Raw genomic sequence first — 17222 nt, 5'->3', positions numbered from 1 at the left:
CAGAGATGACGGACCGGCCTTCCGGGCTGCGGACGAGCCGGCCCACCGGGGCGGCGGATAAACCCATCGCGCTCCCATCGGCCGGGAACCGGCGCCGGGCGCATTGGCCGAAAACCGGGGAAGTTCCAGGTCAGCGAGTTCCGCGCGGCAATTCGGACTTCTTTGACGTACATGACCGCCGGGCCCAATCATGACCACACCAAGCGCGTTACCGTCGGCCCGTTCTCCCGAAAACGGTGAATCCTTGACCAGCCACCAGATCATCTTTCTCTTCGTCGACCTGGCGCTGATTCTCCTGCTGGCCCGGCTGCTCGGCATGGCGGCGGCCAAGCTCGGGCAGCCCCCGGTCATCGGTGAGGTCCTGGCCGGGATCCTGCTTGGTCCGACGCTGTTCCACGGCGCGATCTCGGACACCCTGGTGCCCACCGACGTCCGCCCGTTCCTCAGCGCTCTCGCGAACGTCGGCGTCGCCATCTTCATGTTCATCGTCGGGCTCGAACTCGACAAAGACCTGATAGGCGGCAGGGGCCGCACCGCGGTGTCGGTGTCGGTGCTCTCGATCGTGCTGCCGTTCCTGCTCGGCATGGCGCTGGCGTGGTTCATCCACACCAACCACCACAGCGCCGAACGGACCGCCTTCGTGCTGTTCATGGGCGCGGCGATGTCGGTCACCGCGTTTCCGGTGCTCGCCAGGATCCTCTCCGACCGCGGGCTGCAACGCACACCGCTCGGTGCGATCTCGCTGGCCAGCGCCGCGATGGGCGACGTGATCGCCTGGTGCCTGCTCGCCGTCGTCGTCGCACGGGCCGGCGCTGCGAACGCCGGGCAGCTCCTCATCCTCGCCGTGATCCCCTACCTGGCGCTGATGTTCCTCGTGGTCCGTCCGCTGCTGCGCCGCCTCACCAGCCGCTACGAGGGAGCGGGCGAGCTGAGCCTGGGCGTGCTCGCCACCCTGCTGGGCGGGCTGCTGGTCTCCGGGGCGATCACCGAGTGGCTGGGCCTGCACTTCATCTTCGGGGCCTTCCTCTTCGGTCTCGTCCTGCCACGGGACGGAGTGAAGGCGCTGCGCGACGACGTCATCAAGCGCGTCGGCCAGGTCAGCGGTGTGCTGCTGCTGCCCGTGTACTTCATCGTGGCCGGCCTCCGGGTCGATCTCTCCCACCTCGACCTCTCCGGTCTCGGTGAGCTGGTGCTCATCCTGCTGGTCGCCATCGGCGGCAAGTTCCTCGGCGCCTTCCTCGGCGCGCGGCTCAGCGGCATGGCGAACCGGGAGTCGGCGGTGCTGGGCACGCTCATGAACACCCGCGGACTGACAGAGCTGATCATCCTCAGCGTGGGGCTCGAAATGGGCGTACTGGACGACGAGTTGTACTCGCTGATGGTCGTCATGGCGGTCGTGACCACGGCGATGGCCGGGCCGCTGCTCAGCCTCCTCCGTCCACAGCAGGCGTTCCTGGACGAACGGCCCCGCGTCACCACCCCCGCCTGAGCCCGACCGATCCGAGGGAGCCCCGCATGACGGAAACAACAGAAGAGACCGGCCTTTTCCAGTACCCGCAGTGGCGGGACCCGGCCGACCCGCTCACCCCGCCGCCCGCATATCTGGAGGTGCAGGAGAAGGAGCCGCTCACCAGGGTGATGCTCCCGTCGGGGCGTACGACGTGGCTGATCACCGGCCAGGACCTGGGCCGGCAGATCCTCACCGAGCCCGACGTCAGCGTCGACCGGACGAACCCCGCCTACCCCTTCCCGGTGCCCAACCCGGAGGCGGTGGTCGCGCAGCTCGCCCGCTGGACGCAGATCCTGCTCGGCGACGACCCTCCCCTGCACACGGCACGGCGGAGGATGCTGATCACGGAGTTCACCGTCCGGCGCGCGCAGGCCATGCGGCCGCGGATCCAGGAGATCGTCGACGCGGCGATCGACGATCTCGTCGCCGCCGGGCCGCCCGCGGACCTCGTCAAGCACGTGGCGCTGTCCGTTCCGTCGCTGGTGATCTGCGAGCTGCTCGGAGTGCCGTACGAGGACCACGAGTTCTTCCAGACGCGCACGATGCTGCAACTCGAGCGCGACGTCTCCGTGGCGGAGCAGAAGCAGGCCATCGACGAGCTGCTGGCCTACTTCGAGGTGCTGATCTCCAAGAAGGAGGAGCACCCCGAAGACGATCTGCTGAGCAGGCTCATCGTGAACAACCGGGAGAAGGAGGCCTTCGACCACGAGGCGCTGGTCGCCCTGGGCCTGCTGCTGCTCGTGGGCGGACACGAGACGACCGGCAACGTGATCGCGCTCGGTACGGCTGCGATGCTCAACGATCCGGAGCAGTTCGCCGCGCTGAAGGAAGACCCGTCGCTCATGCCGTCGGCCGTGGAGGAGTTCCTGCGCTACTTCAGCCCCGCGACCGCCACCAACCGTGTCGCGACGGCGGACATCGACCTCGACGGCACCACCATCAAGGCCGGCGAGGGAATGATCGTCCACCTCACGGCCATGGCCCGCGACGCCCGTGTCTTCCCGGACCCGCAGCGGCTCGACGTACGCCGCAACCCCAAGGGCCACATGGCCTTCAGCCACGGCATCCACCAGTGCATGGGCCAGAACCTCGCCCGGGTCGAGCTGGAGATCGTCTTCAACACCCTCTTCCGGCGCCTGCCGGACATGCGGCTGACCAAGCCCTTCGACGAACTGTCGTACAAGTTCCGGGGGTTGGCGTTCGGAATCCACGATCTGGAGATCGCCTGGTAGTCCGGGCAGCGACACGGGCGCCCCGCCGGGCATTCCGGGCGGGGCGCCCGTGTCGTTCCCGCCCGGCGGGCACACATGACGCGCGTGGGCGGCACCACCGCCCGGTCCCTCCGGTGGTGCCGCCCACGCCGCGGGATCAGTACAGCCGCACCGGCAGCGAAACCGGGCCGCGGAAGAAGGAGTTCACCAGCCACTCCACGGCGTCGTACTCCACGGCCGGCTGCAAGTCCGGGAAGCGGTCCAGCAGGCGGCCGAGCGCGACCTCCAGTTCCAGCCGGCCCAGGGGCGCGCCCACGCAGTGGTGGATTCCGTGGCCCATGGCGAGGCTGCCGGACGTGGAGCGGGTGATGTCGAAGCGGTCCGGTTCCGGGAACTTGTCGCCGTCCCGGTTGCCCGAGGCCAGCGAGAGCAGCACGAACTCCCCCTCGGGGATGGTCACCCCGGCGACCTCCACCGGTTCCGTGGTGAAGCGCAGGCTGGCCGACAGGCCGGAGCCCTCGAACCGCATCAACTCCTCGACGGCGGCGGGGATTCGGGACGGGTCGGCGCGCAGGGCGGCGAGCTGGTCCGGATGCCGCAGCAGGGTGAGCACGCCGTTGGTGAGCTGCTTGCTGGTCGTCTCGTGCCCGGCGGTGAGCAGCAGCAGCGCCATCGACACCAGCTCGTCCGGGGACAGCCGGTCCTCGTCGTCGCTGACCTGGACCAGGGCGGTGAGCAGGTCGTCGGTGGGGGTCTTCCGCTTCGCGTCGCACAGGTCGCGCAGGTAACCGACCACGTCGGCATAGGCCTTGCCGAGTTGCTCGGGAGCCGAGAAGCCTCCGTAGAGCGTGTCCACGGACGCGTAGAAGTCCTTGCGGTCGGACTCCGGCACACCGAGCAGCTCACCGATCACGAAGATCGGCAGCTGCGCGGACAGCGTCGTGACGAGGTCGGGCTCGCGGTCGCGCGCCATCTCGTCGAGCAGTCCGTCGACGATCTGCTCGACGCGCGGGCGCAGCATCCCGATGCGGCGGACCGTGAAGACCCGGCCGACCAGGTTCCGCAGCCGCGTGTGGTCCGGCGGATCGCTGTTGACCATGTTGGCGGTCAGCCCGGCCGGAAAGCCGGTGGCGTTGCCCGCCACCTCGCTGTGGCGGGCCATCAGCTCCCCGATCCGGTTGCCGTCCTTGCCCAGTCGCGGGTCGGCGAGGAGCCTGCGCACGTCGTCGTAGCGAGTGACGAGCCAGGCGTTGAGCCCGCGGTGCGTGGTGACCTGCCGTACCGGTGCGTGTTCGCGCAGCTCGGCGAAGACGGCGTACGGGTCGGCGGTGAACGCGGGGCCGTAGACGCCCTCTTCGAAGATCTCAGTGGCGGGCATCGGGGTTCTCCTCTCGCGCCTGCTCCGCGGTGATCCGGTGGGCCTCGAAGACGTCGAGCAGGATCCAGCGCCCGTCCTCCTCGGAACGGACGTAGGAGTGGGTGACGAATTGGCTCTCGTCGCCGCGGGAGAACACGTCGCGCACGGCCCGGTGCGCGTTCATCTCGGCCACCGAGTACTCGCCGGTGATCTGGAACTCGTCCCCGGACCAGCCCGCGGAGGCGGCCGTGCCCTGTGTGCCGGAGTCGGCGAGGTAGTACACGTTGTACTCCTCGTCCACCGGGTTCCAGCCGAAGATCCAGCGCCCGGACATCACGCCCGGCCAGGTGAAGTCGACGTTGTAGTAGTGCCCGCCCAGCGTCGGCCGGCCGTGCATGTACATCACGGTGGGCGCCGAGCCGTCCTCGGGCGCACGGCCCACGCAGCGGTGGTGCCCCAGCAGGAAGTCCAGCTCGCGCATCCGCTCCGAGGGCGGTCGCAGGACGGACGTGGTTTCGGAACTCATCGGGGTCTTCTCTTTCTCGGGGCCTTCAGGGTCTCGGGGTGTGCCGCGGACCGTCCGCGGCGGGCGCTCACAGGGTCTTCTCCAGCCAGTGGTGCACCGCGGCGGCGGTGGACTCCGGGTACTTCGACATCATCGAGAAGTGGTTGCCGGACACGGCGACGGTCTCGTGGAAGGTGCCGCCCGGATCGGTCTCCTCGAGGACCTCCGCGGGCTTCGGCTCGTCGTCCATGTACTGCGCGGCCCGTACGAGCAGCGTCGGCGCCTGCGCCGGCTCCGGGGCCCAGGCGTCGAACTGCCCCAGATACCCGCCCATCGCCACGAGTTGATGCCCCAGCGGCGCGCTGTCGTCCGCCATCAGCTCGTGGCGTTTCGCCTGCGCCCGCATAAACTCCCGCTGGGCCTGGAGGAAGACCTTGCCGGGCCAGTAGGTGTCGAGCAGGACCGCGGCGGCGGGCGGGCGGCCGATCCCGGCCAGATACGTGGCCGTACCGTGCGTGATCCAGCCGCCCGAGGAGTGGCCGACCAGCACGACCGGGTCGAGCCCGGCGTGGGCGAGCACCGCCTCGCCGAAGACCTGGAACATCGTCTCCAGGTCGGCGGGCAGCAACTCGTCCTCGGCGAATCCGGTCGGGCGCAGCACCGCCACGTCGCGCTTCTCCGGAAGGCTCTCGGCGAACATGCCGTACGCCGTCTCGACCATCGGCGCGATCGGCGGGGCGACGCACACCAGCGCGGGCCGCAGGTCGCCGGACGCGACCGTGGTGATCTTCGGCGCGCCCGCCGGCTCACCGCCGGTGAACCTGCGGCGCAGGCCGGCCGCCGCGGTCAGCATCGCCATCGCGTCGGCCGCGCGGCCCTCCTCGACCGCGCCGAGGTACAGCGAGACGACGGTGTCCGTGCCCGTCTCGACCGGTGCGGAGACCGGGGCGGAGGCCGCTGCCTCGCCGTTCTCCGGGATCACCAGCTCCGACAGCAGGAAGTGGGCCAGCTCGTTCGCGGTCGGGTAGTCGAACACGGTCGTCACACGCATCCGTACGCCGGTGGCCGCGTTGACGCGGTTGCGCAGCTCCACGGCGCTGAGCGAGTCGAACCCCAGCTCCCGGAAGGTGTCTTCGACCTCGATGTCGCTCACCGAGCTGTGGCCGAGCACCAGCGCGACCTCACGGCGTACCAGGTCCGCGAGCGCGGTGAGTCGTCCCTGCTCGTCCAGCCCGGCGAGCCGCGCGAGCAGGGCGGACGCGCCGCCGTCGGCGGATTCGCCCCGGCCGGAGCCGGCGGCCCGCCTGCGGCCGGAGCCGCGGACGAGGTTGCGCAGGAGCGCCGGCGTGGTCCCGTCGGGGTCGCGCGCCGCGGATGGGTCGAGGGTGATCGGCACGGTCACCGGCTCGTCGGCGTCGAGGCTCGCATCGAAGCAGCGCATGCCCTCGTCGAGGTCGAACGGGGTGATGCCGCCACGCGTCATCCGGCTGCGGTCGGCGGTGCCCATGTTCCCGGTCATCTCGCTGACCGGTGCCCACGGGCCCCAGGCGAGCGAGACCGCGGGGCGATCGTCGGCACGGCGCAGCTCGGCGAGCGCGTCGGTGAAGGTGTTGCCGGCGTTGTAGCCGGCCTGGCCCGCGGTGCCGAGGATGCCCGCCGCCGAGGAGTAGGCGGCGAACACGGCGAGGTCGGCGTCCGCGGTGAGCTCGTCGAGATTCAGCAGGCCGTCGACCTTGGGGCGCAGCACTGCGTCGAGCCGCTCGGGTGTGAGCGAGGCGATGACGCCGTCTTCCAGCACGCCCGCCGTGTGGACCACGGCGGTGAGCGGGTGCGCGGCGGGCACGCGGTCGAGCGCGGCCGCCAGCGCCGCGCGGTCGGCGACGTCGCACGCCGCGACCGTGACCGCGGCACCGGCCTCCTCCAGCTCGGCGACGAGCTCCTCGGGCGCGGGCCGGCGGCTCAGCAGCAGCAGGTTCCGTACGCCCCGGGCGGCCAGGTGCCGGGCAGCGGCACCGCCGAGCAGCCCCGCGGCGCCCGTCACGAGCGCCGTTCCGCCGGGGTCGAGCGGGCGCGGCATCGTGAGCACGACCTTCCCGATGTGACGGGCCTGCGACATGAACCGGAAGGCGGTCGGTGCGCGGCGTACGTCCCAGGTGCGGATCGGCGGCAGCTTCAGCGCGCCGGAGCGGAACAGGCCGAGCAGCTCTTGCAGCAGCTCCCGCACCCGGTCGGCCCCGATCTCCGGCAGCTGGAAGGGCCGGTAGGCGATGCCGGGGTGGTCGGCCGGGTCCCGCAGATCGGTCAGTCCCATCTCGACGAACCGCCCGCCGTCGCGCAGGACTTCGAGGGAGCGGTCGGTGTACTCGCCCGCGAGCGAGTTGAGCACCACGTCGACGCCCCCGGAGAACTTGTCCCCGAACTCGGTCGTGCGCGAGGAGGCCAGGTGCCCGTCGTCCACGCCGAGCGAGCGCACGAAGTCCCACTTCGCCGGGCTTGCGGTGGCGTACACCTCGGCGCCGAGGTGCTGCGCGATCTGCACGGCGGCGGCGCCGACCCCTCCCGCGGCGGCATGGATGAGAACCGACTCTCCGGCGCTGAGCCCGCCGAGGTCGCGCAGCCCGTGGAGCGCGGTCAGGAACGCGACGGGCACGGCGGCGGCCTGCGCGAAGGTCCAGTCGTCCGGCATCGGGGCGAGCGTGCGGCGGTCCGCGACGGCGAGCGGGCCGAACGCGTCGCCGAAGGCACCGAAGACCCGGTCGCCCGGGGCGAATTCGGTGACGCCGGGGCCGACCTCCACGACCACGCCCGCGCCTTCGCTGCCCAGCCGCGGCTCGCCCGGGTACATGCCGAGGGTCATCAGCACATCGCGGAAGTTGACACCGGCCGCGCGCATCCCGACCCGCACCTCGCCGGCGGCGAGGTCCGCCGTCGCGGCGGGCGCGGGCTCCAGCGCAAGGCCCTCGATGGTCCCGGCGGTGCGGGCGCCGAGGCGCCACGGTCCTTCGCCGGGCACCGTGAGCCGCTCGCCGGTTCCGATCCGGCCGAGCCGCGCCACGGACGCCTGTCCGCCGCGGACGACGACCTGCGGCTCACCCGCCGCCGTCGCGGCCTCGACGACGGAGGTCAGCGCGTCCAGCGTGGACTGCGTGGCGTCGGTGTCGACGGCCAGGAGGCGTCCCGGGTTCTCGCTCTGCGCGGAGCGCAGCAGCCCCCATACCGACGCCGATACGGGGTCGGGCCGCTCGCCGTCCGCGACGGCCATGGCGTTCTTCGTGAAGACGACCATCCGCGAGCCGGCGAACCGCTCGTCCGCCAGCCACCTTTGCAGGTGCAGCAGCACGTCGGCGGTGAGCCGCCGGACTCCGGCGGGCACGTCCTCGTCCGCGGTCCCGCCGCGCGCGTCCAGCGGCAGCACGACGATGTCCGGCGCCGTGGACCCCTCGGCCACGAACTCCTCAAGGGACTCCCAGTGCACGAACGGCCGCACCGCCGTGTCGGACGCGGTGAGGGCCCGGACCGCGGGCGAGTCGCCGACCGCCACCCAGCGGCCGGAACCGGCGCGCACCGCCGTGACCGGCAGCGGAGTCCACTCGGGACGGAACAGGGAGCGGTCTCCGCCGAGTTGGGCGGCCGCGGCCACCTGCTCCGCCGAGACCTCCCGGGAAGCCAGGGAATCCGCCGCGAACACCAGCGCGCCGTCCGCGTCGAACGCGGTCACCGCGACCGCGTCGTCCCCCGCCGCGAGCTTGACCCGCAGCGTGGTGGCGCCCGTCGCGAAGACCTGGGCACCGTTCCAGTTGAACGGCAGCCGCGCGGCACCGCCCTGTTCCAGGTCGTCCAGTCCGGACAGGACGACGGCGTGGAGCGCGGCGTCCAACAGGGCCGGATCCAGGGCGAATCCGGGGTCGGTGCCCGCGACCGCGACCTCGGCGTAGAGGTCGTCGCCCTGGCGCCACGCCGAGCGCAGCCCCTGGAAGGCGGGTCCGTACCCGTAGCCGACGGCGGCCATCCGCTCGTAGAAGCCGTCGAGCGGCAGCGGTTCCGCACCCGCGGGCGGCCACTGCTGCCCTTGCGCGGACGGCGGCGCCGGAGGCTCCGGCCCGAGCACGCCGGTGGCGTGGCAGGTCCACTCGCCGTCCGCTCCCTCGGGGCTGGTGTGCACTGTGAACGGGCGGCGGTCCTCGTCGTCCGGCGGGCCCACGGCCGCCTGCAACGACACCCCGCCCTTCTCCGGGAGCACGAGCGGCGCCTGTAGCACCAGCTCGTCGATGCGGCCGGCGCCTGCCTGTGCTCCGGCGTGCAGCGCGAGGTCGAGCAGCGCGGTGCCCGGTACGACGACGGAGCCGAAGACGGTGTGATCGGCCAGCCACGGGTGCGTGGCCGCCGAGATCCGTCCGGTGAGCAGGAGTTCGCCGCTGTCGGCGAGCGTGAGCTGCGCCGGGGCGAGCGGGTGCGTGCCGGTGGCGAGTCCCATCGCGGACGCGTCGCCGCCGCGGAACGGGTCGTCCATCCAGAACCGCTCACGCTGGAAGGCGTACGTCGGCAGGTCCACGAGCCGGGCGCCGTAGCCGGTGAACACCGCGGCCCAGTCGACGCCGACGCCGTGCACGTAGGCCTCGGCCAGCGACATCAGGAACCGTACGGGGCCTGACTCGCCGCGGCGCAGCGTGCCGAAGGTGACCGCCTGGCCGTCGGTCTCGTCGAGCACGTCCTGGACGGCCATCGACAGCACGGGGTGCGGGCTGACCTCCACGACGGCCCTGCTGCCCCAGTCGAGCGCCTCGCGGACCGCCTGCTCGAAGAGCACCGGGTCGCGCATGTTGCGGTACCAGTACGCGGCGTCGAGGGACTCCCCGTCGCGGCGGGCGCCGTCGACGGTGGAGAAGAACGCCACGGAGGTCGCGGCCGGTTCCGTCGAGGCCACTCCCTGCTCCAGCTCCCGTCTGATCCGCTCGACCTGCGGGGAGTGGGCCGCGTAGTCGACGGGGATGCGGCGGTGGCCGATGCCGGCGGCCGTCAGTTCGGCCTCCAGTTCGTCGAGGGCGCCGAGTTCACCCGACACCACGGTCGCCCGGGGGCCGTTGACCGCTGCGACCGACAGCTTCCCGGCGTGGGCCTCGATCAGCCCGGCCAGGCCGGCGCTGTCCGACTGCACGGAGGTCATGCCTCCGGTGCCGGCTATCGCGCCGACGGCGATGCTGCGAAGCGCGACGATCTTCGCGCCGTCGCGGCGGGACAGCGCTCCGGCCGCGGTCGCCGCGGCGATCTCGCCCTGGCTGTGCCCGATCACCCCGGAGGGCTCCACGCCGTACGAACGCCACAGCGCGGCGAGCGCAACGTCGACGGCCCACAGCAACGGCTGGACGACGTCGACCCGGTCCAGTTCGGCGGCGCCGGAGAGCACCGCCTCGGGCGACCAGTCGACCCACTCCAGCAGGGCTTCGGCACATGCGCGGAACTCGTCGGCGAACACGGCACTGGTGGCCAGCAGATCGGCGGCCATCCCGGCCCACTGGGGTCCCTGTCCTGGGAAGACGAACACGGGACGGCCCCGGTCGGCTGCCCTGCCGACGGTGACGCCCAGCGCCTGCTCCCCCGCGCTGAGCGCCTTCAGCCCGGTCCGCGCCTCCTCCAGGTCCCGGGCGACGACCACCGCGCGGTGCTCGAAGGAGGCGCGGGCGGCGCCGAGCGTGTACGCCACGTCCACGAGGGCCGGTGCGGGGTCCGCGTCGAGCCGTTCGAGCAGCCGGGCGGCCTGCGCGCGCAACGCCTTGGGCGACTTCGCCGACAGCACGAGCGGCACGGCCTCCGGCCTCGCGGCCGCCGGTTCGGGCTCCTCCTCGACGGCCGGCGCCTGCTCCAGGACAGCGTGCGCGTTGGTGCCGCTGGCTCCGAACGCGGACACCCCGGCGCGGCGCGGACGGCCCGTCTCCGGCCAGGGCCGCGCCTGCGTCAGCAGCTCCACGGCGCCGGCGGACCAGTCGACTTGGGGGGTGGGCTCGCGGAGCCACAGGGTCTTCGGCAGTTCGCCGTGGCGCAGGGCGAGCACGGTCTTGATCACGCTGGCCACACCGGCGGCCGCCTGCCCGTGGCCGATGTTCGACTTCACCGAGCCCAGGTACAGGGGGCGTTCCCGCTCCCGTCCGTAGGCGCCGATGAGGGCCTGCGCCTCGATCGGGTCGCCGAGTTCGGTGCCGGTGCCGTGTGCCTCCACCACGTCGACCTCGGCGGGCGTGAGGCCCGCTTCGGCCAGCGCCTGACGGATCACGCGCTGCTGGGACGGTCCGCTCGGGGCGGTGAGGCCGTTGGAGGCGCCGTCGGAGTTGACCGCGCTTCCACGCAGGACGGCGAGTACCGGGTGGCCGTTGCGGCGAGCGCTGGAGAGCCGCTCCAGCAGCACCCAGCCCGCGCCCTCGGACATGGAGGTCCCGTCGGCGGCGGCGTCGAACGGCTTCACGCGCGCATCGCCGGCGAGCCCGCCCTGGCGGCTGAACTCGACGAACGTCGTGGGCGTGGCCATCACCGTGACTCCGCCGGCGAGCGCCAGCGTGCTCTCGCCCTTGCGCAGCGACTGCGCGGCGAGGTGCAGGGCGACGAGCGAGGACGAGCACGCGGTGTCGAGCGCGAGCGCCGGGCCCTCGAAGCCGAAGGTGTAGGAGACCCGGCCCGCCGCGATGCTCGCGGCGCCGCCTGCCAGCAGTTGGCCTTCGAAGCCGTCGGGCACCTCGCGCAGCCGCGACACGTAGTCGTTGTGCGTGACGCCCGCGAAGACACCGGTGCGGCTGCCGCGCAGCGTGCCCGGGTCGATGCCGGCCCGTTCGAACGCCTCCCACGCGGTCTCCAGCAGCAGCCGCTGCTGCGGGTCCATCGCCACGGCCTCCTTCGGGCTGATCCCGAAGAACGCCGGGTCGAAGCGGTCCGCGTCATGCAGGAAGCCGCCCTCGCGGACGTAGCTGGTGCCGGTGTGCTCGCGGTCGGGGTGGTAGAGCTCGTCCTCACCGGGCCAGCCGCGGTCCTCCGGGAAGCGCGAGACGGCGTCCCTCCCGTCGAGCAGGAGCTGCCAGAACTCCTCCGGGGAGTCGGCGCCGCCGGGCAGGCGGCAGGCCATGCCGACGATCGCGATCGGCTCGGAGTCGCGCTGCTCGACCTCCCTCAGCCGCTGCCGCGTCTGGTACAGGTCGGCCGTGACACGCTTGAAGTAGTCGACGAGCTTGCCCTCATCGGGCTTGGCCGCATGGGGGATGGCCTCATCGAGGCTGGACTCATCGGGCTTGGGATCGGACATGGTCTTCCACCGCCATTCGAAGGGCGCGTACCGGACACGATGACCGCAGCCACCGCAGGTGCAGGTCGGGTTGGGTCATCGGCCGAACTCCTGGTCCACGAAGGCGAAAACGTCTTCAACGGAGGCGGAGCGCAGCTGCTCGGACACCGCTTCGGTGTCCTCGGCCCCGTCGTCGCCGAGCTTTGCGAGCACGGCGCGGAGCCGCGGCGTCAGCTCGCCGCGAACGGTTTCGGTCGAGGAGGCGGCCGCCAGGGCGGACTCCAGCCGCTCCAGGTGGTCGAGCACCGCCCGGGACGGATCGGCTGCGTCCAGGCCCAGTTCGTCGAGCAGGTACGCGGCGAGCCTGGCCGGTGCCGGGTGGTCGAAGACCAGCCCGGCGGGCAGGGTCAGGCCGGTCCTGGACGCGAGCCGGTTGCGCAGCTCGATACTCGCGAGCGAGTCGTAGCCGAGGTCGCGGAAGGGCTGGTCGACGTCGATCGCGGACCCGTCGGCGTGGCCGAGGGTCGTGGCGACCTCGTCGCGGACCAGCCCCAGCAGCTCGGCGGGCCGGTCCTCGGCGGGCAGCGCCGCGAGCAGGTCCCGCCAGCCCTTGCCGCCCGCCGGTTCGGCGGCGTCCGCTGCCGCCTCGGGCAGGCCGGTGAACAGGCGGCTCGGCCGGTTGCCGGTGAACAGCGGCGCGAAGCGGGCCCAGTCGACGTCCGCGACGGTCACGCAGGTCAGGCCGGCGGCCAGTACCCGGTCCAGCGCGGTGAGCGCCGTGGAGGTGTCCATGACCGGCAGGCCGCGGCGCACGGCCTCGCGGTGGGCGTCCTCACCGCCGCCCATGCCGCCCTCCGCCCAGGGGCCCCAGGCGACGGCGGTCGCGGCGGCGCCACCGGCCCGGCGCCGCACCGCGAGCGCGTCGAGGTAGGCGTTGGCCGGTGCGTAGGCGCTGTGCCCGCTGCTGCCCCAGATCCCGGAGATCGACGAGAACAGTACGAAGCGCTCCACCGAGCCGGGCACCAGCGCGTCGAGGTGCCGTGCCCCGTCGACCTTCGCGGAGAGCACTTCGGTGAGGATCTGCGGCGTGGTCGCCTCCAGCTCCTCGGTCCTGACCACGCCGGCGGTGTGGAACACCGAGCGCAGCGGACGGTCCGCCGGGACGTCCGCGAGGACGCGGGCGAGCTGGTCCTCGTCGGCGACGTCGGCGGCGGCGATCGTGACCGCGGTGCCCGACGAGCGCAGCTCCCGGGCGAGTTCCGCCGCTCCGGGGGCGTCATCTCCCCCGCGGCTGAGCAGCAGCAAATGCTCGGCTCCGGCCGCAGCGAGACGGCGGGCGACGTGGGAGCCGAGCGCGCCCGTGCCGCCCGTGATGAGCGTGGTGCCCGGATAGGACTGCTTCGATCCGGGCGGCGCCGGCGGGGTGTCCAGGCGCCGCAGTCGCCGGCCGAAGGTCCCGGACGCCCGCACGGCGACCTGGTCCTCCTCCGGACCGCCGCCCAGCAGGGCGGCGACCCGGGCTCCGGCGCGGGCGTCGAGGACGGCGGGAAGGTCGACGAGTCCGCCCCAGCGCTCGGGGTGCTCCAGGGCGGCGACCCGGCCGAAGCCCCAGAGCGCGGCCTGGTCCGGATCGCCGACGCCGTCATGGACCGCCTCCCGCGTGAAGCACCACAGCGGGGCGGGGACCCCGGCGTCGCCCAGCGCCTGTACGAGCGCGACCATGTCGCCGAGCGCTGAGCCGCCGTCGAGCGCGAGGAGGGAGACGATCCCGGTCGCGTCGGCCCCGTGCATTCGCCGCGCGAGTTCGGCCCGTCCGGTCCCGGGGGCGACCTCCACCAGGTCGGCCTTGGCGCCGGCGGCGGTCAGGCCGTCGACGACGTCGGCGGTCCACTCCGCCTTCGCGGCACCGCTGGGAGCGACGACGAGCCAGGTACCGGACAGGACGCCCGGCGGCGGCTCCGGCAGGGGCTGCCAGTCGACCTCGTAGCACCACAGGTCTGCCGCGGCCTCCGTCTCCTGCCGCCTGCGCCAGTCCGCGAGCACGGGCAGCGCGGTACGCAGCGACTCCCGCACGGCCTCGTCGGTGGAGAGCAACTCCGGGTCGATGCGCTCCATTTCGCGCCAGAAGCCGCCGTCGGCACGGTCGGCGTCCGGCGGTGTCTCCAGCCAGTAGCGCTGGTGCTGGAAGGCGTACGTCGGCAGGTCCACGACCCGGGCGCCGGAGCCGGCGAACATCGTTGCCCAGTCGACCTCCGCCCCGCGCACGGAGACCTCCGCGGCAGCCTGCACCGCCGCCAGGACCTCGGGACGCTTCGCCCGGCAGGCGGGTATCCAGTCGAGACCGCCGCCGCCCATCCCGGTCAGCACCGCGTCCGGCCCGACCTCCAGCACCGTCGAGACGCCGGACTCCGAGAGGGCGCCGACGCCGTCGGCGAACCGCACGGTCTCGCGGACGTGACCGGTCCAGTAGTCGGCGCCGGGCACGTCCGCGAGGACCTCTCCGGACACCAGCGACAGCAGCGGAATCCGCGGCGGGTTGTACGCGAGCCCCCCGATCGCCGTGCGGAAGTCCGCCAGCATCGGCTCCATCAGCGGCGAGTGGAACGCGTGCGAGACGCTGAGGCGCTGTGTGCGGACACCGCGCACGGAGAACCGCGCGGCGAGTTCGACGACGTCCGCCTCGGCGCCCGAAAGCACCACGGACTCCGGCCCGTTCACCGCGGCGATGCCGACTTCGCCGCCGGTCTCCGCCACGAGCGCACCGACCTCGTCCGCACCGGCTTCGATGGCCACCATCGCGCCGCCCTCTGGCAGCGCCTGCATCAGCCCGGCCCGCGCGGTCACCAGCGTGCAGGCGTCTTCGAGCGAGAGCACACCGGCGACGTGGGCGGCCGTGATCTCGCCGACCGAATGCCCGCCGACCACGTCGGGGCGCACGCCCCAGGACGCGAGCAGCCGGTAGAGCGCGACTTCGAAGGCGAACAGGGCGGGCTGCGCCAGACCGGTCTGCTCCAAGTCCCCCGACTCGTCGAGGACCGCGTCGCGCACCTGCGACCCGAGCAGCGCGCACGCCTCGTCGAATGCCGCCGCGTAGACCGGGAACCGCTCGTGGAGCCGGCGGCCCATACCGGCCCGCTGCGCGCCCTGGCCGGTGAACAGCACGGCGAGGCCGCCGCCCTTGCGGCCCGTCGCCACCAGCGGGCTCTCCTGCCCGTCGGCGAGGGCGCGCAGCCCGCGCTGAAGCTCGTCGCGGTCGCGGCCGAGCACCACCGCGCGGCGGTCGAACGCGGAGCGGGTGGTGGCGAGCGAGAAGCCGACATCCGTCACGGGGACGTCCGGGTTCTCGTCCACGTAGGACAGCAGACGGCCGGCCTGCGCGGCGAGTGCCTCATCGGACTTCGCGGAGACGGTCCAGGGCACGATCTCCGGCGGCTCCGCGGCCACTTCCTCCGCGACCGCTTCTTCGGCGGCGGCTTCCTCCGCGACCGCTTCTTCCGCGTCTGCCTTCTCGGCGTCGGTTCCCTCGGCGGCTGTTCCCTCGGCATCGGCCGTCTCGGGGGCCTGCTCGAGTATCACGTGGGTGTTGGTGCCGCTGGCGCCGAACGACGACACGGCCGCGCGGCGCGGTTGTCCGGTCCCGGGCCATTCGACGGGCTCGGTCAGCAGTGACACCCCGCCCGCGTCCCAGTCCACCTGGCCGGTCGGCTCGCCGACGTGCAGCGTCGTCGGCAGCTCGGCGTTCCGGATCGCCTGCACCGTCTTGATGATCCCGGCGATACCGGCCGCGGCCTGTGTGTGGCCGATGTTCGACTTCACCGAGCCGAGCCACAGCGGCCGCCCCGCCGGACGGTCGCGCCCGTAGACGGCCATCAGCGCCTGCGCCTCGATCGGGTCGCCCAGCGAAGTGCCCGTGCCGTGCGCCTCGACGGCGTCGACCTGGCCCGGGGCCAGCCCGGCGCTGTCCAGCGCCTGCCGGATCACCCGCTGCTGCGCCGGGCCGCTCGGCGCGGTCAGGCCGTTGGACGCGCCGTCCTGGTTCACGGCGGTGCCGCGCACCACCGCGAGCACCCGGTGCCCCTGGCGTACGGCGTCCGACAGCCGCTCGACCACGAGCCAGCCGACGCCCTCCGCCATCGACGTGCCGTCGGCGTCGGCGGAGAACGACTTGCAGCGCGCGTTCGAGGAGAGCCCTCGTTGCTGGCTGAACCCGACGAAGAGCGTCGGCGTCGTCATCACGGTGACGCCGCCGACCAGGGCGATCGGGCACTCCTGGCGGCGCAGCGCGCCGACCGCCAGATGCAGCCCGACCAGCGAGGAGGAGCAGGCCGTGTCCACGGTCAGGGCCGGACCCTCGAAGCCGAAGGTGTAAGAGACGCGGCCGGACATGATGCTGGCGGTCGCGCCGGTGACGCTGTGCTGGGAGAACTCGGCGGGCGCACCGGACAGGCCGATCACGTGGTCCTGCCCGTTGTTCCCCACGAACACCCCGGTACGGCTGCCGCGCAGCGAGGCCGGGGCGAGGCCCGCGCGTTCCAGCGCCTCCCACGCGGTCTCCAGCAGCAGCCGCTGCTGCGGGTCGGTCGCGACGGCCTCGTGCGGGCCCATACCGAAGAACCCGATGTCGAAGTCGCCCGCGCCGTCGAGGAATCCGCCCTCGCGGACGTAGCTCTTGCCGGGCGTGCCGGGCTCCGGATCGTAGACGCCGGGATCCCAGCCGCGGTCGGCGGGGAACGGCGAGATGGCGTCGCCCCCCTCGGCGACGAGATCCCACAGCTCCTCCGGCGTGCTCACCCCGCCGGGGAAGCGGCACGACATTCCCACGATCGCGATCGGCTCCTGCTGCCGCTCCTCGCTCTCGCGGAGCTTCTCCCGGGTCTCGGCCAGGTCCGTGGTGACCCAGCGGAGATAGTCGACCAGCTTGTCTTCGTTCGTCATGGTGAGTTCCTAGGGATGTGCGGCGTTCCGGACGGACCGGGTGCTGCTGGTGACGGCCCGCCGTGGGCTGCTTCGAGGACGCCGTGGGCTGCTTCGAGGACAGGTCCGCCCGGTCTCCGGCACCTCCGGCACGGTTCCGGCGTACGGCCGGCGACTGCGGTCACCTCTGCCCGCGGAGTGCGCTCCGCTCCGCGGGGGCCGCACCGCGTACGGCGCCGGGTTCGTACCCGTGCGGACCGCCCGGCCGCGGATGACGGTGCCGCCCCGAGGCGGGCGGGCGCCCCGAGGCGGGCGGGCCGCCCGGCACGTTCGCGCCCCACGGGCTCCGGCCCCGGGCGAGCGGGTCGCGGGCACCGGCCGGGCAAGTGGCGCGCCGGACCGCCCTGTTCGCTCCGTACGCCGACGGACCGGGGTGCCGGGGGCCACGCTGCCGGCAAGGG

6 protein-coding genes are annotated in these 17222 nt (G+C 73.0%); 2 read left to right on the top strand and 4 right to left on the bottom strand.

Annotated features, from left to right (window positions below):
- The first annotated feature begins 244 nt into the window (after window positions 1–244).
- Window positions 245–1489 carry a cation:proton antiporter gene (locus tag HCC61_RS28825; RefSeq protein ID WP_240969382.1) on the top strand — a complete coding sequence of 415 codons (1245 nt, stop codon included), beginning with the start codon at window positions 245–247 and terminating at the stop codon, window positions 1487–1489.
- Between the two features lie 26 nt (window positions 1490–1515).
- Window positions 1516–2742, top strand: coding sequence for a cytochrome P450 (locus tag HCC61_RS28820; RefSeq protein ID WP_169140589.1), 1227 nt, complete (start codon window positions 1516–1518; stop codon window positions 2740–2742).
- A 136-nt stretch (window positions 2743–2878) separates the two neighbouring features.
- Here the strand turns inward: HCC61_RS28820 and HCC61_RS28815 are convergent, their stop codons facing one another.
- The 4 genes from HCC61_RS28815 to HCC61_RS28800 form a co-directional block, all read right to left on the bottom strand.
- Window positions 2879–4099 carry a cytochrome P450 gene (locus HCC61_RS28815; protein ID WP_169140587.1) on the bottom strand — a complete coding sequence of 407 codons (1221 nt, stop codon included), beginning with the start codon at window positions 4097–4099 and terminating at the stop codon, window positions 2879–2881.
- Window positions 4086–4604 (bottom strand): DUF1579 family protein, encoded by a 519-nt coding sequence (locus tag HCC61_RS28810; protein ID WP_169140585.1) that lies wholly within the window; start codon window positions 4602–4604, stop codon window positions 4086–4088. Before HCC61_RS28810 ends, HCC61_RS28815 begins: the two co-directional genes overlap by 14 nt.
- Window positions 4605–4671: 67 nt before the next feature.
- Window positions 4672–11868, bottom strand: a complete 7197-nt coding sequence (locus tag HCC61_RS28805) for a type I polyketide synthase (RefSeq protein ID WP_169140583.1) — start codon at window positions 11866–11868, stop codon at window positions 4672–4674.
- Window positions 11869–11943: 75 nt separating this feature from the next.
- The gene (locus HCC61_RS28800; protein ID WP_169140581.1) at window positions 11944–16782 is read right to left on the bottom strand and encodes a type I polyketide synthase; all 4839 of its coding nucleotides are present in this window, start codon (window positions 16780–16782) and stop codon (window positions 11944–11946) included.
- Window positions 16783–17222: the final 440 nt, after the last annotated feature.

The organism is Streptomyces sp. HNM0575 (assembly GCF_012726265.1).
Classification (GTDB): domain Bacteria; phylum Actinomycetota; class Actinomycetes; order Streptomycetales; family Streptomycetaceae; genus Streptomyces.
The sequence above is the reverse complement of the archived record's forward strand: the minus strand, read 5'-3'. Positions and strand labels throughout refer to the sequence as shown.

Excerpts from the sequence above, each read along its gene's own strand:
- HCC61_RS28805 (WP_169140583.1), bottom strand. The coding sequence starts at position 11,868 with ATGTCCGATCCCAAGCCCGATGAGTCCAGCCTCGATGAGGCCATCCCC.
- HCC61_RS28820 (WP_169140589.1), top strand. The coding sequence starts at position 1,516 with ATGACGGAAACAACAGAAGAGACCGGCCTTTTCCAGTACCCGCAGTGG.
- HCC61_RS28800 (WP_169140581.1), bottom strand. The coding sequence starts at position 16,782 with ATGACGAACGAAGACAAGCTGGTCGACTATCTCCGCTGGGTCACCACG.
- HCC61_RS28810 (WP_169140585.1), bottom strand. The coding sequence starts at position 4,604 with ATGAGTTCCGAAACCACGTCCGTCCTGCGACCGCCCTCGGAGCGGATG.
- HCC61_RS28815 (WP_169140587.1), bottom strand. The coding sequence starts at position 4,099 with ATGCCCGCCACTGAGATCTTCGAAGAGGGCGTCTACGGCCCCGCGTTC.